Genomic DNA, 25,189 nt, shown 5'->3' with positions numbered 1-25,189 from the left:
GAGACGGACTGCCGTATACCGTGATACTGCGGGTGGCTGGCGAGGGCCGATAACGGGCGTCCGGAGCTGTGCCAGGAGAAAAGGAAGGGCGCTGTGAAAGAGAGTATTAAAGCGAGTCTAAAAAGAGGGTTAGCTGCACGAGCATAGCGGTACTGGCCGGCGCTATTGGCTTGCGTGATCCAAAAAGCTTGGCGCTGGCGTGGCGAAAAACGGCAATAAAAAAGGCGGGATAACCCGCCTTTTTTATATTCTGGACTGCTTATTCGCAAGCAACCTGCATCACCTTGATGGCTAGGCCACCGCGAGAGGTTTCGCGGTACTTGGAGTCCATGTCCTTGCCGGTGATGTACATGGTCTCGATGACCTTGTCCAGGGAGACGCGCGGTTTGGAGGTGCGGCGCAGGGCCATGCGGGAGGCGTTGACCGACTTCATGGCGGCGATGGCGTTGCGCTCGATGCAGGGTACCTGCACCTGGCCGGCCACCGGGTCACAAGTCAGACCCAGATTGTGTTCCATGGCGATCTCGGCCGCTTCACACACGTGCTCCGGGCTACCACCCATCAGCTCGGTCAGACCGGCTGCGGCCATGGAGCAGGAGACGCCCACTTCACCCTGGCAACCCACTTCGGCGCCGGAGATGGAGGCGTTCATCTTGTACAGGATGCCGACGGCACCGGCTGCCAGGAAGAAACGGGTGTAGTCGTCGCGGCCAACCGGCTGGATGAACTTGTCGTAATAGGCCAGCACGGCGGGGATGATGCCGGCGGCGCCGTTGGTCGGTGCAGTCACCACACGACCACCGGCCGCGTTCTCTTCGCTCACCGCCAGGGCAAACATGTTGACCCAGTCGACGATACCCATGGGATCGTTGGAGAGGTTCTCGTTGGTGCTCAGCTGACGGAACAGGGGAGCGGCACGACGGGGCACGCGCAGCGGACCGGAGAGCACGCCCTCGGTGCGGCAGCCGCGATCGATGGCTTCACGCATGGTGTTCCAGATCTTGCCGAACTTCTTGTAGATCTCTTCCGGGGTGTTGAAGCACTTCTCGTTCTCCATCATCAGGGAGGAGATGGAGAGACCGGTCTGGCTGCAGTGGGCAACCAGTTCGGCTGCGCTCTTGAACGGGTAGCGCACGGCCATGTCGCCGCTGTCGGCCTTGCCGAAGTTCTCCTCGTCGACGATGAAGCCACCGCCGATGGAGTAGTAAGTCTTGCTGTAGATGACGTCGTCTTCGATGAAGGCGGTCAGCTTCATGCCGTTTTCGTGCAGGGGCAGGGCTTCATCGTGAAACACCATGGCATCGCGTGGGAAGCTGACGGTGTGGCAGTGCAGACCAATGGGCAGACGCTCGGTCTGCTCGACACGGGAGATGAACTCGGGGATAGCGTCGATATCAACGTTCTCCGGCAGGTTGCCGGCCAGACCCATGATGATGGCGGTGTCGGTGTGGTGGCCCTTGCCGGTCCAGGAGAGAGAGCCGTAGACGTCGACCTTGATCCGGGTGATATCGCGGATCTTGCCGCCTGCGCGAAGCTCGTCAACAAACTGTTTGGCAGCCTTCATCGGGCCAACAGTGTGGGAAGAGGAGGGGCCTACACCGATTTTGAAGATATCAAAAACGCTGATCATGTCACTATTACCTCAGGGTAGAAGGGGGCGGCATGCCCACTCACTTGAATTGGGGAGATCCATGGTGCGCACAGATTGCGCGGCTCATTGAACCAGATAACCGCAGTGTAACGGTTCAAAGCCTAAAAAAAGTTGAAATAGATCTATTTTTGTTGAATTTAAGGCGCGAGTATAAAATTTATTTTGGTACTTATCCATTTTGTTAAGCCGATAAGCAAAAAAATACCCGGCCAGGCCGGGTAGTTGAGGGCTGAATGAAGCTCGCATCGGCTTATTAACATTCTGTAATGTTAACAGCCAGGCCACCACGGGCCGTCTCCTTGTACTTGGTCTTCATGTCGTTGCCGGTTTCCCACATGGTCTTGATCACCTTGTCGAGCGACACCTTGTGCTCGCCGGTACCGCGCAGCGCCAGGCGCGCCGCGTTGATCGCCTTGACCGCCCCCATGGCGTTGCGCTCGATGCAGGGGACCTGTACCAGCCCGCCAATGGGGTCGCAGGTGAGCCCTAAATTGTGCTCCATGCCGATCTCGGCGGCGTTTTCCACCATGGCGGGGCTGCCACCAAGCAGTTCGGTGAGGGCACCGGCGGCCATGGAGCAGGCGACCCCCACTTCCCCCTGACAGCCCACTTCGGCCCCCGACAGCGACGCGTTCTTCTTATAAAGGATGCCGATGGCGGCGGCGGTGAGAAAGTAGCGCACCAGGATCTCGTCATCCACCTTGTGAACGAAGCGATCATAGTAGTGCAGCACCGCCGGGATGATACCGGCGGCGCCGTTGGTGGGAGCGGTGACGACCCGGCCGCCCGCCGCGTTCTCTTCATTGACGGCGAGGGCAAACAGGTCCACCCACTCCATCACCATCAGGGGATCCTTGTTGAAGTTGGTCTCGCAGCTGAGCTGGCGAAACAGCCCGGGGGCGCGGCGACGCACCTTGAGTCCGCCCGGCAGCACCCCCTCGCTCTTGCAACCCCGCTCGATGCAGCTTTGCATGGTGTGCCAGATCTTGCGAAGTCCCGCCTTTATCTGTTCGTCGCTGCGAAAGACCCGCTCATTGGCGAGCAGCAGGCCCGAGATGGAGAGGCCGCTCTCCTGGCAGTGGGCGAGCAGTTGGGCTCCGCTGTCAAAGGGATATGGGATGGGGTGCTCGGCATCAAGACGGGCCGCGTCCTCCTTGGCCGTGGCGAACTGGCTCTCCTCTATGATGAAGCCGCCCCCGACCGAGTAGTAGGTCTGGCTCGACACCATGGCATCGTCGGCGGCAAAGGCGCGCAGGGTCATGCCATTGGTGTGGGCGGGCAGGGTGGTACGCCGGTTGAAGATGATGGCGCCGCTGCGGGGGAAGCGACTAGGTTGCTCGCCTGCCAGCAACAGGGTTTGTTCTTGGTCGACCCGGGCCAGCATGGCCGGGATGGCGTCGATGTCGACGGATTCGGGTTCAAATCCCGCCAGCCCCAGAATGATCGCCTTGCCGGTGCCGTGCCCCTTGCCGGTCTGGCCCAAAGAGCCGTAGCACTCCACCTCGACCCGGGTGATGTGGGGTAAATGCCCCTGCTGCTTGAGTTGTTGAACGAAGGCATAGGCTGCACGCATGGGGCCCACCGTGTGGGAAGAGGAGGGGCCGATACCTATGGAAAAAAGATCAAACACGCTGATCATGTCATCACTCCGGTGATGGTTTATGTCTGTTTATTCTAGGATTTTTCCCATGGATGAAAAGCGGTGATCTGCTGCGCTGTGACCTGGACAGCGATATGGGAGCCGGTAGGCAAACCGGGTTGAAGGGGAAACCCCCTTCAACCGGCAGGATCAGGAGAGAAACTCGCAGAGGTAGGCGGTGGGGGTGGCCACTTGCAGCTTGAAGGAGGAGTGTCCCGCGACCACGAAAGAGTGGCCCTGGCTGTAGGTGTGCCACTCCTCTTCACCGGCCAGTTGAATGGTCAGGGCGCCCTTGATCACCGTCATGCGCTCGGGGGCGGCAGTGTTGAACAGGTAATCACCCACGTTCATGACGCCAACCGTGGATTTCTCGTCATTTTGCTCAAAACCGATGGATTTTACATTTCCGTCGAAATATTCGTTAACTTTCAGCATCTTTACATCCTTGTTTATTCGTTGACAGGGTCAAACTAGCACACTCTTTCGCCCGTTGTCATGGCAAGATGCGGGAAAAACAGACAAGACCGTATTGAATCTTTACTTTTTAGCAAAATTATTAATAGCTTCGGTTAACGATTTGCTGATTTAAAACAGCAATTAAATATGAGATAAAGCGCCCAAACAGGGGAATGAGCAGATGCTCATTCCCCTGTTTGGTTAATTGCACTGGGAAAAGTGTGAATTTTGCTACATAAAGGAACAGATTGTGTTAACTAAAGGACTCATTAGAAATATCGGCTTCCAAGTGATGGTTGCCATGGTACTGGGTGTGCTGGCCGGGGTGTTCATGGGTGAACAGGCGGCCATCTTCGCTCCACTCGGTAGCCTCTTCATCCAGCTGATCAAGATGCTGGTGATCCCTCTGGTGGCGGTGGCCATTCTCTCCGGTGCCGCCAACCTGGGGACCAGCCCGGCGGCCGGCAAGATAGGTGCCGCCACCCTGGGCTTCTTCCTGCTGACTTCTGCACTGGCCGTCTCCTTGGCGCTGGTGATGGGACAACTCTTCAAGCCCGGCATCGGTGTCGACTTCGGTGCCATGTCCACCCTGTTCAGTGGTGACTACTCCGACAAGGGCGCACTGCCCGATGCGGTGGCCACCGTGCTCGGGATGATCCCGACCAACGTGTTCCAGTCTTTGAACGAGGCCAACATTCTGCAGATCCTGGTGTTCTGCATGTTCCTCGGCATCGCGCTGGCCAAGCAGCCCCGTGAACGGGCCAAGCCGCTGGTCGATGGCCTCAACACCCTGGTGGATGCTTTCGTTTGGATGATCAACAAGGTGATGCTGATTGCGCCCCTGGGGGTCTTCGGCCTGATGGCCGATGCCATCGGTACCTATGGTTTCGATGTGCTGACCCTGGTGCTCAAGCTGTTCCTGGTCTATGTCGGCGCTATCCTGATCTTCGGTTTCGTGGTCTACCCGCTGCTGGTAGCGATCTTCTCCAACACCCCGGTGATGAAGTATCTCTCCGCCATGAAGAAGCCGCAGATCGTGGCCTTCTCCACCGCCTCTTCCATGGCGACCCTGCCGGTCAACATGGAAACCTGCGAGCGGGAGTTGAAGGTGAGCAACGCCACTGCCTCGTTCGTGCTGCCTCTGGGTGCCACCATCAATATGAGCGGTAACGCCATCTATTACGGTCTGGTCGCTATCTTCTTCGCCCAGATCTACAACATCGATCTGAGCGCCGGTGCCTGGGCGGCCATCATTGTGACCTCCACCCTGGGGGCTATCGGTCAGGCCGGCGTGCCGGGCCCGAGCTTCCTGGTGGTGGCCGTGCTGCTGGCGGCCGGCATTCCCATCGAAGGCTTGCCGCTGCTGTTTGCCCTGGATCGTCTGTTCGACATGATCCGTACCGCTCTCAATATCACGGGTGATGCGGCCTGTGCGGTCATCGTCGACCGCTTCAGCCCGGAATATGACCCGCAGCGCTGGAACAAGGCGTAACGATGCCATCTGCCAGCCTGATTGCATAGCTTGAAGGACAAAGCCCCCACCTCGCGGTGGGGGCTTTTTTGATCCCAGCTGGCAGGCAAAAGTTCGTTCAGACGAGGTGAGCGAGTACGGTCAGGCCAGGGAAATTCAGATTGGGAGGGCAGGCCGTGGGGGGATGGCAGCGCCGATGGTCATTCAGGATTGAAGATGACGTGAGCAATCGCGGGCAGCAAAAAGGGGAGCCATGCTCCCCCGGATATGATTGGACACTTCGTCCTGCTGTCCTGTCACCCTGGCGGTGAAAAAAACGACGCCAAGATGATGAAATCATATTTAAGTGGCTTGTGATGGCATCAAGGCTGAAAAATGCCTGTTAGTGGCGATTTATCAGGCTTGGCTGACACAAGCGGTCCGGATTGATGTCTCCCTATCCGGCTCAGAACTGTGACAGTGAGGGCAGAGAGACAGCAACCAGGGTGAAAAAGACGGTGAATACCGCAGTCACAACAAATTCTTTCATTTTTTTCTCCCCAAGTCGTTGATTGATGATGTCAAGATACCATACGTCAGCCTTAAAACAAGGGTTAAATTTGAAAAAGTGATGTCTTTTGTCGCCCATGATGATGAAGGCTGTATTTTTACAATATGGAGCTCGTTTAATGGGCATGGTGATGGTTAGGGAACATCTTTCTTGTTTGATGATATTTAATTCTTTTAAATTCATATTGTTATGCGATCATTTATCCTTCTTTTTTGTGGGTTTTATATGATTCCCATTCGTGAAATGGCACTTATCTGACTGAAAAGGGGTGCTTTTGGTTGACTAAAGTGCGTATAAACTGGATTTGACAGGATGTGACATGGATATCTCATCCACTGAATATCACCGCGCGTCATTTCACGGTCAGGCCTTGTCATATCAGGCTTCTATTCGCAGTGAACTGCATCAGAGTTTGCAGAAAATGGCCCGTTTTCAGGTGCGTTGACCGCATAACAGAGGCTGCAGAGGCGTGGGTGTGCATTTTATCGCCACCAATATAGTGGTGCGACCGGTTAGCCTGTCTAGTTTGTCAGGGCAAGTCGCTGGTAGTGACGGATTGGCACGGGAGGTCAGGCTGGAATGCGCTTGCCTTACATTGCTCGGCTTGAGGTCGGTATAAGCAAGATGGGCGTCTTGGTTGTCGTGCACAGCGGTACGCAAGAGAGCAGGGGGTGATGGTGATCGCGTCTTTGTTGAGTCGCGAATGTTGAGCCGCGAGCCTGACAGGTACAAGCGCTTGGCGCTTTGCGTTTCTCCTGAGCAGAGGCAGGCACATGTTGTGCTGGATAAGAGCTCTGGCGCAATGAATGGGGTTGGCCATCAGGCAGAAATAAAAAACCCTCCGGGTGGAGGGTTTTTATCAGACTGGCCTGTTTGGGCTGATATGCCTTAGAACAGGGTGGTGGAGAGGTTATAGAGCTCCTGATCGAAGGGGCGCTTCATGTTCTCGATGCAGTCGATGATGTCGTGGTGAACCAGCTCGTTGCGCTGGATACCGACGCAGCGGCCACCGTGGCCGGCCAGCAGCTGTTCGACGGCATAGGCGCCCATACGGCTGGACATGATGCGGTCACGGGCCGTCGGGGCACCACCACGCTGGATGTGGCCCAGGATGGTGGCTCGGGTTTCGCGGCCGGTCATGGCTTCGATATCCTTGGCCAGTGCATTTACGTCGGTAACGTGTTCACAGATGGTGATGATGGCGTGCTTCTTGCCTTTGACTTCACCTTCCTTGATCTGTTGCAGCAGCTTCTCTTTGTCGAAGGCCACTTCCGGCACGATCACGTATTCGGCACCACCGGCAACGGCGGCAGACATGGCCAGATCGCCACAGTGGCGGCCCATGATCTCGACCACGGAGATGCGGTGGTGGGAGCTGCAGGTGTCGCGCAGACGGTCGATGGCGTCTACGACCACGTTCAGGGCAGTATCAAAACCGATGGTGAAGTCGGTGCCTGCGATATCGTTGTCGATGGTGCCCGGCAGGCCGATGCAGGGGAAACCCTCTTCGGTCAGCTTCTTGGCACCCATGTAGGAGCCGTCACCGCCGATCACCACCAGGGCGTCGATGCCGTGCTTTTTCAGGTTCTCGATCGCTTCGGCGCGAACGGCCGGATCTTTGAAGGCAGGGAAACGGGCAGAACCCAGGAAAGTACCACCACGGTTCACCACGTCGGAGACGCTGTGGCGCTCCAGCTTGACGATGCGATCCTGGTGCAGACCGAGATAGCCATCATAGACGCCGTACACTTCCAGGCCATGATGCAGGCCGGCGCGCACCACGGCGCGAATGGCTGCGTTCATACCCGGCGCGTCGCCACCACTGGTCAGAACACCAATACGTTTGATTTGTTTGGTCATGAGTGCCTCTGGATCTGAGTTGTCAAATACGAATGTTTGGAAATAGACAAGCCATTTTTACTATATCGGCTTTCGTATGGGATGCGGGGGCCACCATAGGAAAAGCGATACGCAGGAGGGGGCAAGCGCCCCCTCCATGGCAGCCGATTACTTGGCCGCGCCAGCGATGATCTGGGAGAAGTCGTCCACTTTCAGGGACGCACCACCCACCAGGCCACCGTCGATGTCCGGCTGACCGAACAGGTCGGCAGCGGTCGCGCCAGTTACGGAACCACCGTACAGGATCTGTACCTTGGCAGCCACGTCTGCGTCAAAACCGGCCAGGTACTGACGGATGTGGGCGTGAACGGCCTGGGCGATTTCCGGGGTGGCAGTCTTGCCGGTGCCGATGGCCCATACCGGCTCGTAAGCGATGACGGCGTTGGCGAAAGAGGCGATACCGCAGCGGTCGATAACGGCCTTCAGCTGGGTCTCAACCACCTGGTTGGTGGTGCCGGCCTCGAATTGGGCCAGGGTCTCACCGATGCACAGAACCGGTACCAGACCGCCTTTCTGGATGGCTTCGTACTTGGCAGCAACCACGTCGTCGGTCTCTGCGTGCAGGGTGCGACGCTCGCTGTGGCCGACCAGGGAGTAGGTGCAACCGAAGGCCTTGAGCATGGACGGAGCGTTCTCGCCGGTGAAGGCACCAGACTCGTGCACGTCAGCGTTCTGGGCGCCGTAGGCAATCTTGGTGCCGGCAGTCAGCTGTTCAACCATACCCAAAAAGATAACAGGGGGGCAGACGGCGACTTGAACAGAAGGATGAGCGGCAGCCGCCGGGGTCAGTCCTTTGATCAGTGCTTCTACGGAAGCCTTGGTGCCGTTCAGTTTCCAGTTACCCATTACCAGGTGCTGTCTCATCTTCTATATCTCCTAGGCATTTGATTGCGCGACATTATATGAATTGAACCGAGCCCAAGATAGCTGACCCGGCGGCAAATGACGTAATTTTTTTTCGCTTTCCTGATCCAAATCAGGAATGAAACGCTTGATCGCTCATTCGTTAACCTGCCCCCGCAAGCGTGCCCACCATACCCCAATCCATTCGTGAATGGCAGCCTCGGAATACATCAGATAACGCCCCTTGGGCAGATAACTATAGAGAGGCTGGGGCTCCTGGCTCTGCTTGGCGGTGTAATCGGTGGGGGCCGGCACGGCATTGAGTCCCTGTCCCTGATAGAGGGCCATGGCGCGGGGAAGATGGGTGGCTGAACTCACCAGTGCGACCCGTTTTCCCTTGAGATGGCGGCTGATACTGACTGCTTCATCATGAGTGTCTTTGTTGTTTTCAAACAACGTGATCCGTGTACGCGGTATGCCGAGGCTCTGTGCCATGCGGGCATTGACCTCGGCGTTCGACAGGGGATCCCCCGACACGTAACCGGAGAAGATAAGCTCGGCATCGGGATAGGCCTGGGCCAGGCGCACCCCTTCCAGAGTGCGGGCCAGGGCAATGTTGTTCTGCCAGGAACGCTCGGGCACCGCCGGATCGCTGACATGGCCGTTGCCCAGTACCACGATGGCCTGGATATCCGGATGCTGGCTCACCTCGAAGGGCGGGAAGGTCTGCTCCAGTGGGCGGGCCAGCTCATAGCTTATCGGGCGCGTGCCCATCAGGGCGACGATGAGCAGGGAGAGGGTTGCCAGCAGCTTGCCGGTTTTCTGAAAGCGTGTGAACCAGAGCAGCAGCAGGGCCAGCAGCAACAAGGAGAGAGAAAAGGGGAGCGGCATCAGCAGCTGGCCAAGCCACTTCTTGATGGCAAAAAAGTTGAGCGCAAACACGGCACTATCGTCCTTGAGTTTTCAGCAAATTCGGGATGTGACAGAATACCTCTCTTTTTTGGGATGGCCACAACCCTGTGGCGCAAAAGTTGAGTTTCTCCTTGAAGCAAGATCAGAGTTTCGACGGGCGGGCCGACAAGTTCGCCCGCAATATTTATGACTCCACCAAGGGGCGCATTCGTACCACCATCGTCTGGAGCGACATCGAGGCCTGTCTGGCCCGCCTTGGCAACCGGCCCCTGCGCATCCTGGATGCGGGGGGCGGATTTGGCTACTTTGCCCAGAAGCTGGCGGCCATGGGCCATCAGGTGGAATTGTGCGATCTCTCCGCCGAAATGCTGGCACTGGCCCGGACCCAGATCGCCGAGAAGGGGCTGGAAGACAATATTCGTCTCATTCATTGCCCCATTCAGGATCTGAAGCAACATGTGACCGGTACCTTCGATCTGGTACTCTGCCACGCCGTGCTGGAGTGGCTTGCCGAGCCACGCCAGACCCTGTTAGGTCTGTTTCCTTTCGTCAATGCCGGGGGCATACTGTCGCTGCTTTTTTACAACCGCCATGGTCTGCTGTTCCAGAGCCTGGTGGTGGGCAACTTTGACTATGTGCGCCTGGGTTTGCGCAAGAAGCGTCAGACTGCCCTGACCCCCACCAATCCCCAGCTGCCGGAGCAGGTCTATGACTGGATAGGGCGGGGGGGCTTGCGGATCATCGGCAAGACCGGGGTGCGGGTCATTCACGACTACATGCGCCACAAGCAGGATCAGGTGGAAAAATTCGACGATCTGCTGGCCATGGAGCAGCAATATTGCCGCCAGGAACCGTTTGTCGCCCTGGGGCGCTATATCCACGTGATGGCGCAAAAGCCCGCCAGTTGATAGACGTTCTTGTTTTTATCGGTGGGATGCTGCCAAAGGCAGCTGTGAACGGGTTGCCGCTTGCATTTGATAGCACGACGAGATGGCCGGATTGTTCTGATAAGGCCATCCAATGGATAACAACGAGATGGCCGGATCTTCCTGATGAGGCCATCCAGATGGATAACAACGAGATGACAACGTCATGATGAGTACATCCCGTACCCTGCCCGAGCGTTCTTTGCCGGAGATAGTAGGGTGGGTCAGGCAGGAGGGGTTGGCGCTAAACCTGCCCACCGACCGGCTGGCCTTTCTGATTGCAATCAAGACCCTGTCCGAAGATGAGTCGGATCTGTCGGAGGCGGCCCTGCACGATGCCTTTGGCTACGTCAGCAGTGCCTTTGGCCAGATGGACGAGACCCTCACCGGCCGCGCCAACAACGCCATCAACGATCTCATTCGCCAGCAGTTGCTGTCGCGCTTCAACACCGACATGGTGGCGGGGGAGAGCCTCTATCGCCTGTCGCGCCTTGGCATGAGCATCGTCGATTTCTTCCTGGATCAGCGTCAGGTTGACTCCATCAAGCTCTCCATTTTGCTCGAACACCTGGCGGCCGAGCTCGATACCGCCCGCAAGGCGGCGCTCGAGACCAACACCCGCGAGCAGTGGGATGCCGAGGTGCTGCCGCGCCTCACCTTCTCCCTGGAAGAGACTCTGGGGCGCATCGATCTCACCCAGCGCGCCATGGATGAGCAGCAGAATCAGGTCAAAAACGAGATCGCGGCCCTGCTGACCCAGAACTGGGTCGATGCCATTCACAGCTGCGAAAAACTGCTGCACGAGACCGGCCAGACCCTGCGCGAGTTGCAGGATACCCTGGACGCCGCTGGCCACCGCCTGCAGGCGGGGCTGCTCAACATTCAGGAAGCTGCCCAGGGGCGTGAGGATCTGTTCCACGTCGAGGAGCTGACTCACGCCTTGCAAGGACGGCTCGACGTCATCACCTCCTGGGGCCAGCAGTGCATCGAGCTGTGGGCCCGCTACGACAGGCACGTCCACAAGTTCATCCGCAACGCCATCGACATGGACAAGAACCGCGCCTTCAGCCAGCGGCTGCGGGAATCCATCCGTAACTTCGATCAGCACAACTGGCAGCTGCGGGTGGCCGAAGAGCCGCGTTTGCTGGAGCTGCGCGACGAAACCATCGCCATCCACGACGAGGAGGTGACCGGCGAAGTGCCCCTCGAGATGGAGTACATGGAGATGGTGGACATCAACCAGGAGCTGGCCGAGCGTATCGAGCGCTACCTGGCCCGCTATCCCGAGCAGGGTCAGCAGCTGGATTTGGCCGACGTGCTGCGGGAATACCTGCTGGACTACCCGGCCCATGCCCACTTCGACGTGGCGCGTCTTCTGATTGACCAGGCCGTGCGCCTGGGCCATGCCAGCGGCGAGCGCGAGCTGCATCGCCAACCTGCATGGAAACCCATTAACCAAGCTGGATCCAAGGTTCAGGCCTATGTCATTGATCAATACTGAGTTTCCCTTGCCGCTGCGGCTCGCAGAGGCCATTGCCAACCCCTTGTTTCCGCGCATCGATACCGCCTTGCGCTCCGGTCGTCACATCAGTGCCGACGAGTTCGAACAGCACTCGGCACTGGTGGAGTATCACCAGGAGCTGGAGATCTTCTACGGCCGCTATCAGGTCGAACTCATCAAGGCGCCGGAAGGCTTTTTCTACCTGCGTCCGCGCCCCAGTGCCGACATCGGCACCACAGTGCTCTCCGAGCTCGATATGCTGGTGGGCAAGGTGCTTTGCTACCTCTATTTGAGCCCTGATCGCCTCGCCTCGGAAGGGGTGTTTGCCATGGGCGAGCTGCAGGAGGAGGTGCTGAGCCTGGCCGACGAGAAGCAGCTGCTGCGCATGGTCAACAGCCGCTCCGGCGGCACCGATCTGGACAAGAAGAAGCTGCTCGAAAAAATTCGCACCTCCATGCGCCGGCTGCGTCGCCTTGGTATGATCACCGCCCTTGGCAACGGGGACAAATTCCGGGTCAACGAGTCCGTGTTCCGCTTCGCCGCCGATGTGCGTTCCGATGAGGATCCCCGCGCCGTCCAACTGCGGATGATCCAGGAAGGGGAGGCCATCTTCCACGACGACGAAATGCCGAGCAGCGACTCGCTGTTTGACGATATCGAGGCGGACCTCGATGAAGAACAACTGGATCTGGAGGTATAAAAGGTGCGAGGCAAGTTCAAATCCCTGACCATGGTCAACTGGAACGGCTTCTTCGCCCGGACCTTCGATCTCGACCAGCTGGTCACTACCCTCTCCGGCGGCAACGGCGCGGGCAAGTCCACCACCATGGCGGCCTTTATCGCGGCCCTCATTCCCGATCAGTCTCTGCTCCATTTTCGCAACACCACGGAGGCTGGATCGAGCAGCGCCTCCCGTGACAAGGGGCTCTACGGCAAGCTGCAGCGCGGTCACTGCTACTCAGTGCTGGAAGTGATGAACAGCCGCGAGCAGCGGATCTGGGTCGGCGTGCATCTGGAGCAGGTGGCCAACCGTGACAACAAGGTCAATATCACCCCGTTCGCCTTGGTGGATGTGCCGGACAATCTGGTGCCCACCGATCTGCTGCTGGAAAAACTCGAGGACGGCAAGGGGCGGGTGCGCGCGTTTGCCGATCTGAAAGGGGCGGCGGCGGAGCTGGGGGCGTTGAAAGTCGCCAAGTTCAATACGGTGACCGACTATCACAACTTCATGTTCGAGTTCGGCATCACCCCGAAGAAGCTTCGTGATCAAAAAGATCGCGGCAAGTTCTATCGCCTGATCGAAGCCTCCCTCTACGGCGGTATCTCTTCGTCCATCAGCCGATCCTTGCGTGAATACCTGCTGCCGGAGAACTCCGGCGTGCGCAAGGCGTTCCAGGACATGGAGGCGGCCATCTACGAGAACCGCCGCACCCTTGAGGCTATTAAAGAGACTCAGGGCCAGCGGGATCTGTTCAAGAACCTCATTACCGAGACCACTCACTATGTGGCGGCGGATTATGTGCGCAATGCCGCCGAGAAGAACCGCCTCTCCGAGCAGGCCCTCAAGGCTCGTCAGGAGCTGGCAGGAAAACGCCGCCTGTTGGCCGAAGAGAAGCAGCGCGCCATCTATCTGGCCGACGAGGTGGAGCAGCTCACCAACCGCGAGAAACTGCTGACCGACGAGCTGGAGTCCGCCGCCGAGCATTTGGCCAAGGTGATGGCCGCAGTCAGCTTGCAAAAGAAGATCGAGATGTACCGCGCCGATCTGGCGGATCTCTCTAACAAACTCGAACAGCAGCAGGCGGTGGTAGAAGAGATCCACGGCCAGTTGCTGGAGGTGGAGGAGCGCAAGGAGCTGGCGCAAGGAGAGGTGGACAGCCTCAAGACCCAGCTCGCCGACTACCAGCAGGCGCTGGATATCCAGCAGACCCGCGCCATCCAGTACCGTCAGGCGGTGCAGGCCCTGGAGACGGCTCGCGAGCAGTGCGAGCTGCCGGGGCTGACCGCCGAACAGGCAAGCGATACCCTGCACCAGTTCCGCGCCGCCGAGCAGAGCCTCACCAGCCGGGTGCTGGGGGCCGAGCAGCAGCTGGCGCTGGCCAAGGCGGCGGTGGCCGAGCACGAAGCGGCGCTGGCGCTGCTTTTGAGCATCGCCTCCGAGACCGCCCGCGAGGCCGCCTGGCCCACCGCGCAGGCACTGCTCAAGCGCCATATCGAAGACAAGGCCCGCATCGCCCAGGGGCAGGGGCTGCGCGCCGCGCTGGCCCGCCTCGAGAAAGAGAGCGAGAGCCAGCAGGCGCTGCTGCGCTTGCGTGACGAGCTGCAGCAGGCTTCTGGCCAGCTGATCGCGAGCCAGGACGAGCTGGAAATCTTCCTCGAAGCCCAGCGCACCCGTCAGGAGGAGCTGGCCGAGCAACAGGCTGAAGTCAATCAGCGCCGCGCCAGCCTCGAGCATCAGGGCACTCAGCTCGGCCGCGATATCGCGGAGCTGACCAAGCTTGCCCCGCGCTGGCTGAAATCCTTCGAAAAGCTCGAGCAATTGCGCGAGCAGAGTGGGCTGCCGCTCGCCACCGCCGAAGAACTTTCTTCCGGCATGCAGAGCGTGCTCGACAAGGAGCGTGAGTTCGAGCAGGAGAGCAACCGCATCGCGGCGCAGAAACAGGCGCTGGAGCTGCAAATTCGCAACCTGCAGCTGGGGGCTGGTGAGGCAGATCCGCGCCTGGCCCGCATTGCCGAGCAGGTGGGGGGCGTGCTGCTCTCCGATGTCTATGACGACATCTCCATCGACGATGCCCCTTACTACTCCGCACTCTATGGCCCGGCTCGCAGCGCTCTGGTGGTGCTCGACCTGGAAGGCGCCATCGAGCGGCTGAAAAAGCTGGAAGATTGCCCGGAAGATATCTACCTCATCCAAGGCAACCCCGACTCCTTTGACGAGGATCTGGTGGAGGCCGACGAGCTGGGTGACGCCGTGCTGGTGCGCACCAGCAAGCGTCAGGTGCGCTTCTCCCGCTACCCCGAGCTGCCGCTGTTTGGCCGCGCCGCCCGGGAAAAGCGGATCGAGCAGCTCGACCTTGAGCGCGAAGAGCTGATCGAGGGTTACGCCAAGGCCGCCTTCGAGCAGCAGAAGTACCACCGCCTCTACGGTCACTTCCGCGACTTTATCGGCCAGCATCTGGATATCGCCTTCCGCCCCGACCCCGAAGCGGAAGTGCATGCCAAACAGACCGAGCAGCGCAAGCTGCAAGAGACCATCGCCGAGTGCAACAAGCAGCTGAATGATGCCAAAGCGGCCGCCGCCCAGCTGACCCGCCATATCCAGCTGGTGCAGGGGATGCTGCCCTTTGCCCACCTGTTTGCCGAGACAGAGCTGGCTGCCCGCCTCGAGGCGGCTCACGCCGATGTGGAAGCGTTGAAACAGGCCGAAGCCTTTATCGCCAAGCACGGCAAGTCGCTCGAGAAGCTGGAAACCATGGTGCAGGTGCTGCGTCAGGATCCGCAGGATCTCTCTGCCCTACAGGCGGCGTTTGACGAAGCCAACGAATTGCTGGCCGAGCAGAAGCGCCGTTGCTACGCCCTCGATCAGCTGGTGGCCCGCCTGCCGCACTTTGCCTATCAGGATGCGCAAGACCTGCTGGGCAAAGCCTCCGAGATGAGCGAGCGACTCAAAGAGAAGCTCAAGGCGGCCGAGTTGGCGGCCCGCACCGCTGGCGAGCAGCACAAGCAGATTGCCCAGCGTCACACCGAGGCGTTGCAGCTGCGCACCGCCCTCAACTCCAGCGTCGAGGCCAAGCGCCAGACCCTGACCGAGTTCGAGCAGGAGCTCGCGGCCATGGGGCTGACCCTCTCCGATGACATGGAAGAGAAGGCGCGCGCCCACAAGAAAGAGATTGAAGAGCTGCTTATTCGCACCCGCTCCCGTCGCACCAGCGCCGAGGCCCAGCTGCAGGTAACCAAGCGCGAGATCGAATCCCTCGGTGGTCGTCTCAAGCTCGAAGGCAAGGATTACTACGGCGCTCGCAAATCCCTGGTGGGTCACAAGGCGAGCTGGTCGCGGGTGGTGCGGCTGGCGCGGGAGACCGACGTCGAGAAGCGTTTGAATAAGCGCGAGCTGGCGTATCTTGACAGCGACGAGCTGCGCTCCATGTCGGACAAGGCGCTCGGCGCCCTGCGGGTGGCGGTGGCCCACGACGAGGCCTTGCGCGATGCGCTGCGTCTCTCCGAAGGCAACCGCAGCACCGAGCAGAAGGTGGCCTTCTACGTGCAGGTCTACCGTTACCTTAAAGATCGCATCCGCAACGACATCATCCGCTCCGATGATCCGGTGGAGGCCATCGAGGAGATGGAGATCGAGCTGGCCCGTCTTGCCGACGAGCTCAAGCAGCGGGAAACCCATCTGTCGCTCTCCTCCCACGAGGTGGCGGCCAAGATCACCAACATCATCCGCCGCGAGCAGAACCGCATCCGGGTGCTGAACCAGGGCCTGCAGAACATCGCCTTCGGTCTGGTGCGCGGGGTGCGCCTCAACGTCAATATCCGCGAGGCGCACACCCGTTTGCTGACTGCGCTTGCCGATCAGACCGCCATGCACAACGACCTGTTCGCCGACAAGGAGCTTAGCTTCTCCGAGGCGATGGCCAAGCTGTTCCAGCGCCTCAACCCGCAAATTGAACAGGGGGATCGCAGCTATCAGGTGATGGGCGACGTGCTGCTCGACTATCGCAACTACCTGGAGCTGGAGATCGAGGTGCAGCGCGGTGCAGATGGCTGGCTGCGGGCCGAAAGCGGCGCGCTCTCCACCGGCGAGGCGATCGGTACCGGTCAGGCCATCCTCTTGATGGTGCTGATCAGCTGGGAGGAGGAGTCCCGTCGTCTGCGCGGCAAGGACATAGCCCCCTGCCGCCTGTTGTTCCTCGACGAAGCGGCCCGTCTGGATGGCAAATCCATCGCCACCCTGTTCGAGCTGTGTGAGCGGCAGGACATGCAGCTGCTTATCGCCGCGCCGGAGAACATCAGCCCCGAGAAGGGCACCACCTACAAGCTCATCCGCAAGGTGCAGGGCAAGCACGAGCACGTGCATGTGGTGGGTCTGCGCGGCTTCGGCTTTAGCGATGACAAGCTTATCGCCTGACCACGCCTGACAAAGGTTGACGGGTGAATAAACAAAACGGGAGGCTTGGCCTCCCGTTTTCTATGGAAAATATGCGAAAGTGGACGACTCGTGCGCGAAAGCCGCATTTTGGCAACGAAGCGTCAGCCTGCGGGTCGGGTGGCGCCATCAATATCGGGGAAACAGGATGAAGAGGGGAGTGCAAAAAGGGCTGCTGTTATCGCTTAGTCTGCTACTGGCAGCCTGCAGCAGCCAGCCTGATGCAGGTCGCGGCGGCAACTGGCAAGGCTATACCGAGACGGGGCTCGCCTCCTACTACGCCGACCGCTACCACAACAAGCGCACTGCCAGTGGCGAGCGCTATCAAACCAATCTCAACACCGCCGCCCATATGACGCTGCCTTTTGGTTCCATGGTGCGGGTCACCAATCTCGCCAACGGCAGGAGCGTGGTGGTTAAGGTCAATGACAGAGGCGCCTTTAAGCGCGGGCGCATCATCGATCTCTCCCGCTCCGCGTTCAGCGCCATCGGCAATACGCGCGCTGGCCTTATCAAGGTAAAGATCGAGGTGATGTAGCGAGTGGCGTGAGCCCAAAAATGGCTCCGCCCCCTGCCTTTGACCAACTTTCTCCATTTCCCGTGGAGTTTACTGGCGCCGGTTATGTCAGTTTCGATGGCTCTCGGGTATCGTCCTGATGGACTCGTTCTCTGACTGATAAAGAGGACGGAGTACCCGATACCTATTTTGATGATGTTTCTGGGATGGAGCAGAGTTGATGGAAATTATCAGGGCCGGCATGGATGATCTGGATATCATCAGCCCCTTATTTAACGCATACCGGATCTTTTACGGCCAACAAGAGGATATGACCCTGGCTCGTCATTTTCTGGCCGAGCGCCTGTCACAACAGGAGTCAGTGATCTTTTTTGCCAGAGATAAGCAGGGTGCCGGCATCGGTTTTACCCAGCTCTACCCCTCATTTTCATCCGTCGCCGCCAAACGGATATGGGTTCTGAACGACCTGTATGTCGTGGCGCAGGCCAGGCGCTTGGGAGTTGCCAAAAAATTGATGGATACGGCAAAGGCGTTTGCCATGGCGACAAACGCCAGGGGGCTGGCCCTGGAAACCGCGAGAGACAATTCGGCCGCGCAAAGATTGTATGAGTCCCTGGGGTATAGGAAGGAAGATGGGTATCACTATTTCCTGGCGCTCGATAAATAGCCGTTCGCAGGCGTGTAAAACCAAATACGGGGCAGCCTCTCCTCAAGGTGAATGGGGAGGAAAACAGAGCAGGGGAGCAGAGATGAGGCGATGGCCGGGGATATCAATTCACCAGCGGCCCTTATCGCTATGATTGTGAGGTGACCGTGATAGGAGAGCCTGATCGCCCGCCCGGGATGCTGGTGGTCTATAAAAAAGGTGTCGAGATAGTGCGCCAGCCGGTGTTAAAGAGCGAATAGCCATCTCAATGCCATGACGGCGTTTCTCGCCATAACCCGCGGCCAACAGGCCGCTTTTCTATTTGCGTGGTTTGCGTGCGAGTGTGCTCGACAAGCTGTTTGATATGACCCACATGTCCGTCAGCCCTGTGGCACCCTGACTCCTTTATCGAGATAGAGGCTGCTGTAGTGGGCACGGTGGGTGATAAACATGATCTGATGGCGGCTGCCGTCGGAGAGAATGATAAAGTCCCCGGCGAGGGCGGGGCTTTGCAGGCTGATCTCTTGCTCCGGGGCGGTCAGGCGATCGGCTTCATCCTTGAAGGTGAGGGTGTAAGAGTACATATGGCGCTCCACAACAGGCTCATATCAAACACATCATCAAGGCTAGTTCGTGATAACGCCGTGCGCGGCGCCCGTTCGGCGCTCTTGCCCTTTATTTATGGGCAACCCGCGGGGGCCGGTGTTATTTGAGGATATGCGGCAATAAAAAACCGCCTGCTGGCGGTTTTTCTTATCGCGTAGCCCTTACTTCAGGGCCTTCTTCAGCTTCTTGATCTTGCTCTCGTGCTTGGCAATCTTCTCGAGACGGGCGGCGATCTTCTTCTTGATCTCTTTCTTGCTGACTTTGGCCATCGGTGGCGCTCCTTTGCTGTGATGACACCTCGGTGTCGTGGTGGATCTTTCCCTGAGATTGGCCAGAGTGCCACAAGCTGGTTGCCCGGGCCACCCATAGCCGTTTCTTTTTGTTGGAAAAGTAGTCTATTTCGCAGTTGTGGGGGTATTGGGTCAGGGATGTTGACTGTCGCGTACCTGTGCTTTTTCCGGTTGTAAGGGGGCGCAGCGGTTGTGGTCAGCTCTGGCCCGACGCTTGATCTGCGCCATATGATGGACGCCGGAGTACGGCTACCAGGGATGAGGCTCTTATTATCATAATGATAATGGCAGCCCCGCCCATATCATTTATGTTCCCCATTGCAGGGCCCTGATGATAATTCCTGGTTGGCAGGAGGCGTTTTTATCAATCTTGATTCATGCACTATTCACGGCAAATGACAGAAGCCGCCGACGTGATTGGATAACTCTCTGAAATAATCGTTATTTTTGTGCCGTTCATCACATACTTTTTCCTTTTCCTATTATTCCCCCGCCTTTTTTTAATCTGGCACGCTTATTGATTATCTCTTGTCGACGCTAACCGATGAGCTCACCCACAACCGTGACGCTGGTGACATCGTGAGTGAAAGGGGAGCTATCCATATATCATCCAATGATTGGGGCGAACGATGAAAGCAGTTAACGATTTAATCAAAGAGATAAAGGCACTCAACTCCAACCTTCACGAAAAAGATTTTCTGCTGACCTGGGAGCAAACCCCGCAGGAATTGGAATTGGTATTGAAACTGGCCGAATCCCTCAAGACCCTGCGCGCCGAAAATATTTCCACCAAGCTGTTCAACAGCGGGCTCGGTATCTCGGTTTTCCGCGATAACTCCACCCGGACCCGCTTCTCTTACGCGTCCGCCCTGAATCTCCTTGGCCTGGCCCAGCAGGATCTGGATGAGGGCAAATCCCAGATAGCTCACGGTGAGACGGTACGCGAGACCGCCAACATGATCTCGTTTTGTGCCGATGCCATCGGCATTCGCGACGACATGTATCTCGGGGCCGGCAACGCCTATATGCGCGAAGTGGGGGCGGCGCTCGACGAAGGGTTCGAGAAGGGGGTGCTGCCCCAGCGTCCGGCCCTGGTCAACCTGCAGTGCGACATTGATCACCCGACCCAGTCCATGGCTGATCTCGCCTGGCTGCAGGAGCACTTCGGGAGCCTGGAAAACCTCAAGGGCAAGAAGATTGCCATGACCTGGGCCTACTCCCCGAGCTACGGCAAACCGCTCTCTGTGCCGCAGGGCATCATCGGGCTGATGACCCGTTTTGGCATGGACGTGACCCTGGCTCATCCCGAGGGGTATGACCTGATCCCGGACGTGATCGAGGTGGCCAAAGAGAACGCCAAGGCCTCCGGCGGCAGCTTCCGTCAGGTCACTTCCATGGAAGAGGCGTTCAAGGATGCGGACATCGTCTATCCGAAGTCCTGGGCGCCCTACCAGGTGATGGAACAGCGCACCGAGTTGCTGCGGGCCAATGACCACGCCGGCCTCAAAGAGCTCGAGAAACATTGCCTGGCGCAAAACGCCAAGCACAAGGATTGGCACTGCACCGAAGAGATGATGAAACTCACCAAGGGGGGCGAGGCGCTTTATATGCACTGCCTGCCGGCGGATATTTCCGGTGTCTCCTGCAAGGAGGGTGAGGTGACCGAAGGGGTATTCGAGAAATATCGCATCGCCACTTATAAAGAGGCGAGCTGGAAGCCCTATATCATCGCCGCCATGATCATGGCCCGCAAATTCTCGGCGCCTGCCGAAACCCTGGAAAATCTGATCAAGGAAGCGCAAAAGCGCGTCAAATAATGGCAAGTCGGGCAGGGTGGTTATTTCACCCTGCCCACTGCAAGAGCGCATTTATTATCGCGAGTCTTCTCCCCGGATAGCCCCTTGAATAAGGTCTCTCCGGCGAGATGGCTCTTGGTGAAGTCACTCTTCGTGAGGTCACTCTTTGTGAGGTCACTATGTCCCAATTTTCTCTGAAGATGGATATTGCGGATAACCGCTTTTTTACCGGAGAAACATCCCCGTTATTTTCCCGTGTCGAAGCACAAAAGGCCCGTGCATTTCATAAAAAACTGGCCGGATATGAACCGACGCCGCTCTGTGATTTGAAAGCACTGGCGGATTATGTCGGGGTGAAAAATATATTGGTCAAGGACGAATCCAAACGTTTTGGTCTCAACGCCTTCAAGATGCTGGGGGGCGTCTATGCCATCGCCAACCTGCTCTGTGAAAAATACGGGGTGGCCATCGAGGATTTCACCTTCGATCTCATCAAGCGCACCATCAAGGAGCCGATGACCTTTGCTACCACCACGGATGGCAACCACGGCCGTGGCGTCGCCTGGGCCGCCAAACAGGTGGGTCAGCATGCGGTGGTCTATATGCCCAAGGGCTCGGCCCGGGAGCGGGTGGATCACATCCTGAACCTCGGCGCCGAGTGCATCGTCACCGACATGAACTATGACGATACCGTGCGCCTCACCATGAAGATGGCCGAAGAGCGCGGCTGGCACATAGTGCAGGACACCGCCTGGGAGGGGTACACCAGGATCCCGACCTGGATCATGCAGGGTTACTCCACCCTGGCCGATGAAGCGGTCGAGCAGATGCAGGCCATGGGCATCCAGCAGCCCACCCATGTGCTGCTGCAGGCCGGGGTCGGGGCGCTGGCAGGCGGCGTGCTCGGCTATCTGGTGGACTGCTTCGGGGCAAGAAACCTGCACAGCATCGTCATCGAGCCGGAGCAGGCCGACTGCCTCTACCGCTCCGGCGTGGCCGGCGAGATGGTCAACGTGGGGGGCGACATGCGCACCATCATGGCCGGGCTCGCCTGCGGTGAACCCAATCCCCTCGGCTGGCCGCTGCTCAAGCACTGCACCACCCAGTTCATCTCCTGTCACGACAAGGTGTCGGCGCTCGGTATGCGGGTGCTCGGTAATCCCCTTGGCGACGATCCCCGCATCATCTCGGGCGAATCAGGCTCGGTCGGCACCGGGTTGCTGGCGGCGGTGCGCCACCACCCGCAGCGGGATGCCCTGATGGCGCGGCTGGGGCTCAACCAGGATTCAGTGGTGCTGCTGATCAACACCGAAGGGGATACCGACGTGGCCCACTACCGGGAGGTGGTGTGGGAAGGCAAGCACCCCGCCTGCGAGTAAGAAGACGAATTGAAGCATTGATCGCGCCCTGTCAACGGGGCGCGGTGAAGGGTCAGGGCGGGGCTGGCAAACAGGCCAAACCTCGCACATCAGGTTGTTATGGAGGATCACAATGAACAAGCAAATTCCGTTTGAAATGGTGTTGGAGAAGGCCTACCAGTACAAGGCCGAGATGAGCCAGTTCCTGCGCGACATGATCGCCATTCCCAGTGAAAGCTGCGACGAGAAGAAGGTGGTGCTGCGCATTAAGCAGGAGATGGAGAAGGTCGGTTTCGACAAGGTCGAGATTGACCCCATGGGCAACGTGCTGGGTTATATCGGCCATGGCCCGCATCTGATTGCCATGGATGCCCACATTGACACCGTGGGCGTCGGCAACATGGCCAACTGGACCTTCGACCCCTATGAGGGGATGGAAGATCACGAGATCATCGGCGGGCGCGGCGCCTCGGATCAGGAAGGGGGCATGGCCTCCATGGTCTACGCCGGCAAGATCATCAAGGATCTGGGGCTGGAAGATGAGTACACCCTGCTGGTGACCGGTACCGTACAGGAAGAGGACTGCGATGGCCTCTGCTGGCAGTACATCATAGAGCAGAGCAAGATCCGCCCTGAATTCGTGGTCAGTACCGAACCGACCGACTGCAACATCTATCGCGGCCAGCGCGGTCGCATGGAGATCCGCGTCGAGGTGCAGGGGGTGAGCTGCCACGGCTCGGCGCCCGAGCGCGGCGACAACGCCATCTTCAAGATGGGCCCCATCCTTGGCGAGTTGCAGGAGCTGAGCCACAACCTCGGCCATGACGACTTCCTCGGCAAGGGCACATTGACCGTCTCCGAGATCTTCTTCACCTCCCCGAGCCGCTGCGCGGTGGCGGATAGCTGCGCCGTCTCCATCGACCGCCGCCTCACCTGGGGCGAGACCTGGCAAGGGGCGCTCGACGAGATCCGCGCATTGCCGGCCGTCAAAGCCGCCGGTGCCGAAGTCTCCATGTACCAGTACGACCGTCCTGCCTATACGGGTCTGGTCTATCCCACCGAGTGCTACTTCCCGACCTGGAAAGTGGAAGAGGATCACATCACGGTCAAGACCCTCTCCAAGGCCTATCGCGAGTTGTTCCGCAAGGAGCCGGTGGTCGACAAGTGGACCTTCTCGACCAACGGGGTTTCCATCATGGGTCGTCACGGCATTCCGGTCATCGGCTTTGGCCCGGGCAAGGAGCCGGAGGCCCACGCCCCGAACGAGAAGACCTGGAAGGAGCATCTGGTCAAGTGCGCCGCCATGTATGCGGTGATCCCCATGCTCTATCTGGCGGAGCTGGACAAGTAAGCAAGGGTGCAGGGATGCCGGCATCCCTGCTACCAACGATATGCCCCGCCCAGGCGGGGCTTGGTGCGTGAAGGGCAACAGGGGTTGAGGGGGAGCGGATGAAACGGCTCATCAAGAACGGCATCCTGGTGGATGCGCAGGGGGAATATCGCCAGGATCTGCTGATCGATAACGGGGTGATCCGGGCCCGCGCCGCCCATATCCAGCCCGATGACGAGACCGAAGTGATCGAGGCCGACGGCTGCTACGTGATGCCGGGGGGGATCGACGTCCACACCCACTTCAACATCGATGTGGGCATGGCCCGCAGCTGCGATGACTTCTTCAGCGGTACCCGTGCCGCCGCCTGTGGTGGCACCACCACCATCATCGATCACATGGGGTTCGGCCCGGCGGGGTGCAACCTGCATCACCAGCTGGCTCGCTATCACGATTATGCCGCCGATCAGGCGGTGATCGACTACGGTTTTCACGGCGTCATTCAGCATGTGGATGACGACATTCTCCACGAGATGGCCGCCATGGTGCAGGAGGAGGGGATCAGCAGCTTCAAGCTCTATCTCACCTACCGCTACAAGCTGGGAGACAGCGACGTGCTGCGCGCCCTGGCCCGCCTCAAGGAGGTGGGGGCGCTTGCCACCGTGCACCCCGAGAACGATGCCGCCATCGCGGCGCGCCGGGCTGCCTTGCTGGCTGCCGGCCACTGTGAGCCCAGGTATCACCCGCAAAGCCGCCCGCTGGAGTGTGAAGCCGAGGCGGTGGCCCGGATGATTAATCTGGCGGGGCTTGCTGGCAATGCGCCCCTTTATATCGTTCACCTCTCCAATGGCCTGGGGCTGGAGTACCTCAAGCTGGCGCGCCGTCAGGGCCAGCCGGTCTGGGTGGAGACCTGCCCGCAATATCTGCTGCTTGATGAGCAGTGTTATTACAAGGAGAACGGGGTCGACTACCTGCTGAGTCCGCCACTGCGCTCGCGCCGCGAGCAGGACAAGCTGTGGGTCGGGTTGGCGGCCGGGGATATCGATACGGTGGCGACCGATCACTGCAACTTCTCCCACGCCCAGCGCATGACCCTCTCGGGGGGCGATTTCAGCCGCTGCCCCAACGGCTTGCCCGGGGTCGAAAACCGGATGCTGCTGCTGTTTGCCCACGGAGTGCTCGGCGGGCGCATCTCGCCGTCCCGCTTCGTGGCCTTAACCAGCGCCAACCCGGCGCGCCTGTTTGGCCTCTGGCCGCGCAAGGGCAACCTGCAACTTGGGTCTGACGCCGATCTGGTGGTGATGGATCCCCGCGGTGAAACCCTGATTTCCCATCAACAGCTGCACGACAACGGCGACTACAGCCCCTACGAGGGGATGCGCTGCCCCGGCCGGATCAGGCTGACCCTGAGCCGCGGCGAGATAGTGGCCCGCGACGGCGAGTTTCTGGGGCGGCGCGGCCATGGCCGTTTTCTGGCCCGCGCCCCCTTTGCCCCCGAGCTCAATCTGCTCCTGTATCCGGCGCCGCACTAGCATTTTGAGAACACCGCCTAGGAGCGCCTGCCCGTGGGGCGAGAGCCCCGCATGTTGGCCGAACAGTTTTTTCATAGAGAGATAGATGCACACAAAGGGAGCCGACCGCGCGCCGGC

Annotated in this window: 19 protein-coding genes; 11 read left to right on the top strand and 8 right to left on the bottom strand. The window is 59.1% G+C overall.

The features are described 5' to 3' along the window. Nucleotides 1-259 precede the first annotated feature (259 nt). The 3 genes from I6L37_RS16420 to I6L37_RS16410 form a co-directional block, all read right to left on the bottom strand. Nucleotides 260-1,630, bottom strand: a complete 1,371-nt coding sequence (locus tag I6L37_RS16420) for an L-serine ammonia-lyase (RefSeq protein ID WP_042026072.1) — start codon at nt 1,628-1,630, stop codon at nt 260-262. Between the two features lie 274 nt (nt 1,631-1,904). Beyond that, the gene (locus I6L37_RS16415; protein ID WP_216992408.1) at nt 1,905-3,290 is read right to left on the bottom strand and encodes an L-serine ammonia-lyase; all 1,386 of its coding nucleotides are present in this window, start codon (nt 3,288-3,290) and stop codon (nt 1,905-1,907) included. 150 nt (nt 3,291-3,440) lie between these two features. Next, nucleotides 3,441-3,725, bottom strand: coding sequence for a pyrimidine/purine nucleoside phosphorylase (locus I6L37_RS16410; protein WP_042026075.1), 285 nt, complete (start codon nt 3,723-3,725; stop codon nt 3,441-3,443). A gap of 271 nt (nt 3,726-3,996) precedes the next feature. Between I6L37_RS16410 and I6L37_RS16405 the strand changes: the two genes are divergently transcribed. Then, on the top strand, nt 3,997-5,238 hold the full coding sequence (locus tag I6L37_RS16405; protein ID WP_042026077.1) for a dicarboxylate/amino acid:cation symporter: 1,242 nt from the start codon (nt 3,997-3,999) through the stop codon (nt 5,236-5,238). A 424-nt stretch (nt 5,239-5,662) separates the two neighbouring features. Here the strand turns inward: I6L37_RS16405 and I6L37_RS16400 are convergent, their stop codons facing one another. The 4 genes from I6L37_RS16400 to elyC all read right to left on the bottom strand — a co-directional run bounded on the left by I6L37_RS16400 (nt 5,663) and on the right by elyC (nt 9,451). Next, the gene (locus tag I6L37_RS16400; protein WP_216992407.1) at nt 5,663-5,950 is read right to left on the bottom strand and encodes a hypothetical protein; all 288 of its coding nucleotides are present in this window, start codon (nt 5,948-5,950) and stop codon (nt 5,663-5,665) included. Between the two features lie 705 nt (nt 5,951-6,655). Next, nucleotides 6,656-7,627, bottom strand: coding sequence for a 6-phosphofructokinase (pfkA, locus tag I6L37_RS16395; protein WP_216992406.1), 972 nt, complete (start codon nt 7,625-7,627; stop codon nt 6,656-6,658). Nucleotides 7,628-7,774: 147 nt separating this feature from the next. Next, on the bottom strand, nt 7,775-8,530 hold the full coding sequence (gene tpiA / locus I6L37_RS16390; protein WP_026457842.1) for a triose-phosphate isomerase: 756 nt from the start codon (nt 8,528-8,530) through the stop codon (nt 7,775-7,777). Nucleotides 8,531-8,665: 135 nt separating this feature from the next. Beyond that, the gene (gene elyC, locus I6L37_RS16385) at nt 8,666-9,451 is read right to left on the bottom strand and encodes an envelope biogenesis factor ElyC (RefSeq protein ID WP_216992405.1); all 786 of its coding nucleotides are present in this window, start codon (nt 9,449-9,451) and stop codon (nt 8,666-8,668) included. Nucleotides 9,452-9,552: 101 nt separating this feature from the next. On the opposite strand from elyC, the gene cmoM reads away from it, so the two are divergent. From cmoM to I6L37_RS16355, 6 genes are all read left to right on the top strand, one after another. After that, a complete protein-coding gene (gene cmoM, locus I6L37_RS16380) occupies nt 9,553-10,329 on the top strand; it encodes a tRNA uridine 5-oxyacetic acid(34) methyltransferase CmoM (RefSeq protein WP_042069245.1) in 777 nt (258 codons plus the stop codon). 184 nt (nt 10,330-10,513) lie between these two features. Further along, nucleotides 10,514-11,848: a chromosome partition protein MukF gene (gene mukF / locus I6L37_RS16375; RefSeq protein WP_042069246.1), complete on the top strand. Its 1,335-nt coding sequence runs from the start codon at nt 10,514-10,516 to the stop codon at nt 11,846-11,848. Further along, nucleotides 11,829-12,548: a chromosome partition protein MukE gene (gene mukE / locus I6L37_RS16370; protein ID WP_026457138.1), complete on the top strand. Its 720-nt coding sequence runs from the start codon at nt 11,829-11,831 to the stop codon at nt 12,546-12,548. The genes mukF and mukE overlap by 20 nt, the downstream gene beginning before the upstream one ends. A gap of 3 nt (nt 12,549-12,551) precedes the next feature. Then, the gene (gene mukB / locus I6L37_RS16365) at nt 12,552-16,979 is read left to right on the top strand and encodes a chromosome partition protein MukB (RefSeq protein WP_216992404.1); all 4,428 of its coding nucleotides are present in this window, start codon (nt 12,552-12,554) and stop codon (nt 16,977-16,979) included. Nucleotides 16,980-17,145: 166 nt separating this feature from the next. After that, nucleotides 17,146-17,535, top strand: a complete 390-nt coding sequence (locus I6L37_RS16360; protein WP_216992403.1) for a septal ring lytic transglycosylase RlpA family protein — start codon at nt 17,146-17,148, stop codon at nt 17,533-17,535. 199 nt (nt 17,536-17,734) lie between these two features. Next, nucleotides 17,735-18,181, top strand: coding sequence for a GNAT family N-acetyltransferase (locus I6L37_RS16355; RefSeq protein ID WP_216994190.1), 447 nt, complete (start codon nt 17,735-17,737; stop codon nt 18,179-18,181). Nucleotides 18,182-18,540: 359 nt separating this feature from the next. Here the strand turns inward: I6L37_RS16355 and I6L37_RS16350 are convergent, their stop codons facing one another. After that, nucleotides 18,541-18,744, bottom strand: a complete 204-nt coding sequence (locus tag I6L37_RS16350) for a hypothetical protein (protein ID WP_026457241.1) — start codon at nt 18,742-18,744, stop codon at nt 18,541-18,543. A gap of 941 nt (nt 18,745-19,685) precedes the next feature. On the opposite strand from I6L37_RS16350, the gene ygeW reads away from it, so the two are divergent. The 4 genes from ygeW to hydA all read left to right on the top strand — a co-directional run bounded on the left by ygeW (nt 19,686) and on the right by hydA (nt 25,072). After that, nucleotides 19,686-20,873 carry a knotted carbamoyltransferase YgeW gene (gene ygeW, locus I6L37_RS16345; protein WP_042069255.1) on the top strand — a complete coding sequence of 396 codons (1,188 nt, stop codon included), beginning with the start codon at nt 19,686-19,688 and terminating at the stop codon, nt 20,871-20,873. A 158-nt stretch (nt 20,874-21,031) separates the two neighbouring features. After that, entirely contained in the window at nt 21,032-22,231 is a 1,200-nt protein-coding gene (dpaL, locus tag I6L37_RS16340; RefSeq protein ID WP_216992402.1) for a diaminopropionate ammonia-lyase, read from the top strand. A gap of 112 nt (nt 22,232-22,343) precedes the next feature. Then, the gene (locus tag I6L37_RS16335; RefSeq protein WP_216992401.1) at nt 22,344-23,561 is read left to right on the top strand and encodes a YgeY family selenium metabolism-linked hydrolase; all 1,218 of its coding nucleotides are present in this window, start codon (nt 22,344-22,346) and stop codon (nt 23,559-23,561) included. A gap of 98 nt (nt 23,562-23,659) precedes the next feature. After that, nucleotides 23,660-25,072 carry a dihydropyrimidinase gene (gene hydA, locus I6L37_RS16330; protein ID WP_216992400.1) on the top strand — a complete coding sequence of 471 codons (1,413 nt, stop codon included), beginning with the start codon at nt 23,660-23,662 and terminating at the stop codon, nt 25,070-25,072. Nucleotides 25,073-25,189 lie beyond the last annotated feature (117 nt).

This window comes from Aeromonas sp. FDAARGOS 1407, from assembly GCF_019048725.1.
Taxonomy (GTDB): domain Bacteria; phylum Pseudomonadota; class Gammaproteobacteria; order Enterobacterales; family Aeromonadaceae; genus Aeromonas; species Aeromonas enteropelogenes.
This window is presented reverse-complemented; position numbering and strand designations above follow the sequence as displayed.

Excerpts from the sequence above, each read along its gene's own strand:
- I6L37_RS16355 (WP_216994190.1), top strand. The coding sequence starts at position 17,735 with ATGGAAATTATCAGGGCCGGCATGGATGATCTGGATATCATCAGCCCC.
- pfkA (WP_216992406.1), bottom strand. The coding sequence starts at position 7,627 with ATGACCAAACAAATCAAACGTATTGGTGTTCTGACCAGTGGTGGCGAC.
- I6L37_RS16360 (WP_216992403.1), top strand. The coding sequence starts at position 17,146 with ATGAAGAGGGGAGTGCAAAAAGGGCTGCTGTTATCGCTTAGTCTGCTA.
- hydA (WP_216992400.1), top strand. The coding sequence starts at position 23,660 with ATGAAACGGCTCATCAAGAACGGCATCCTGGTGGATGCGCAGGGGGAA.
- I6L37_RS16410 (WP_042026075.1), bottom strand. The coding sequence starts at position 3,725 with ATGCTGAAAGTTAACGAATATTTCGACGGAAATGTAAAATCCATCGGT.
- I6L37_RS16415 (WP_216992408.1), bottom strand. The coding sequence starts at position 3,290 with ATGATCAGCGTGTTTGATCTTTTTTCCATAGGTATCGGCCCCTCCTCT.
- I6L37_RS16400 (WP_216992407.1), bottom strand. The coding sequence starts at position 5,950 with ATGAATTTAAAAGAATTAAATATCATCAAACAAGAAAGATGTTCCCTA.
- mukE (WP_026457138.1), top strand. The coding sequence starts at position 11,829 with ATGTCATTGATCAATACTGAGTTTCCCTTGCCGCTGCGGCTCGCAGAG.
- I6L37_RS16335 (WP_216992401.1), top strand. The coding sequence starts at position 22,344 with ATGAACAAGCAAATTCCGTTTGAAATGGTGTTGGAGAAGGCCTACCAG.
- mukF (WP_042069246.1), top strand. The coding sequence starts at position 10,514 with ATGATGAGTACATCCCGTACCCTGCCCGAGCGTTCTTTGCCGGAGATA.
- ygeW (WP_042069255.1), top strand. The coding sequence starts at position 19,686 with ATGAAAGCAGTTAACGATTTAATCAAAGAGATAAAGGCACTCAACTCC.
- I6L37_RS16350 (WP_026457241.1), bottom strand. The coding sequence starts at position 18,744 with ATGTACTCTTACACCCTCACCTTCAAGGATGAAGCCGATCGCCTGACC.
- tpiA (WP_026457842.1), bottom strand. The coding sequence starts at position 8,530 with ATGAGACAGCACCTGGTAATGGGTAACTGGAAACTGAACGGCACCAAG.
- I6L37_RS16420 (WP_042026072.1), bottom strand. The coding sequence starts at position 1,630 with ATGATCAGCGTTTTTGATATCTTCAAAATCGGTGTAGGCCCCTCCTCT.
- dpaL (WP_216992402.1), top strand. The coding sequence starts at position 21,032 with ATGTCCCAATTTTCTCTGAAGATGGATATTGCGGATAACCGCTTTTTT.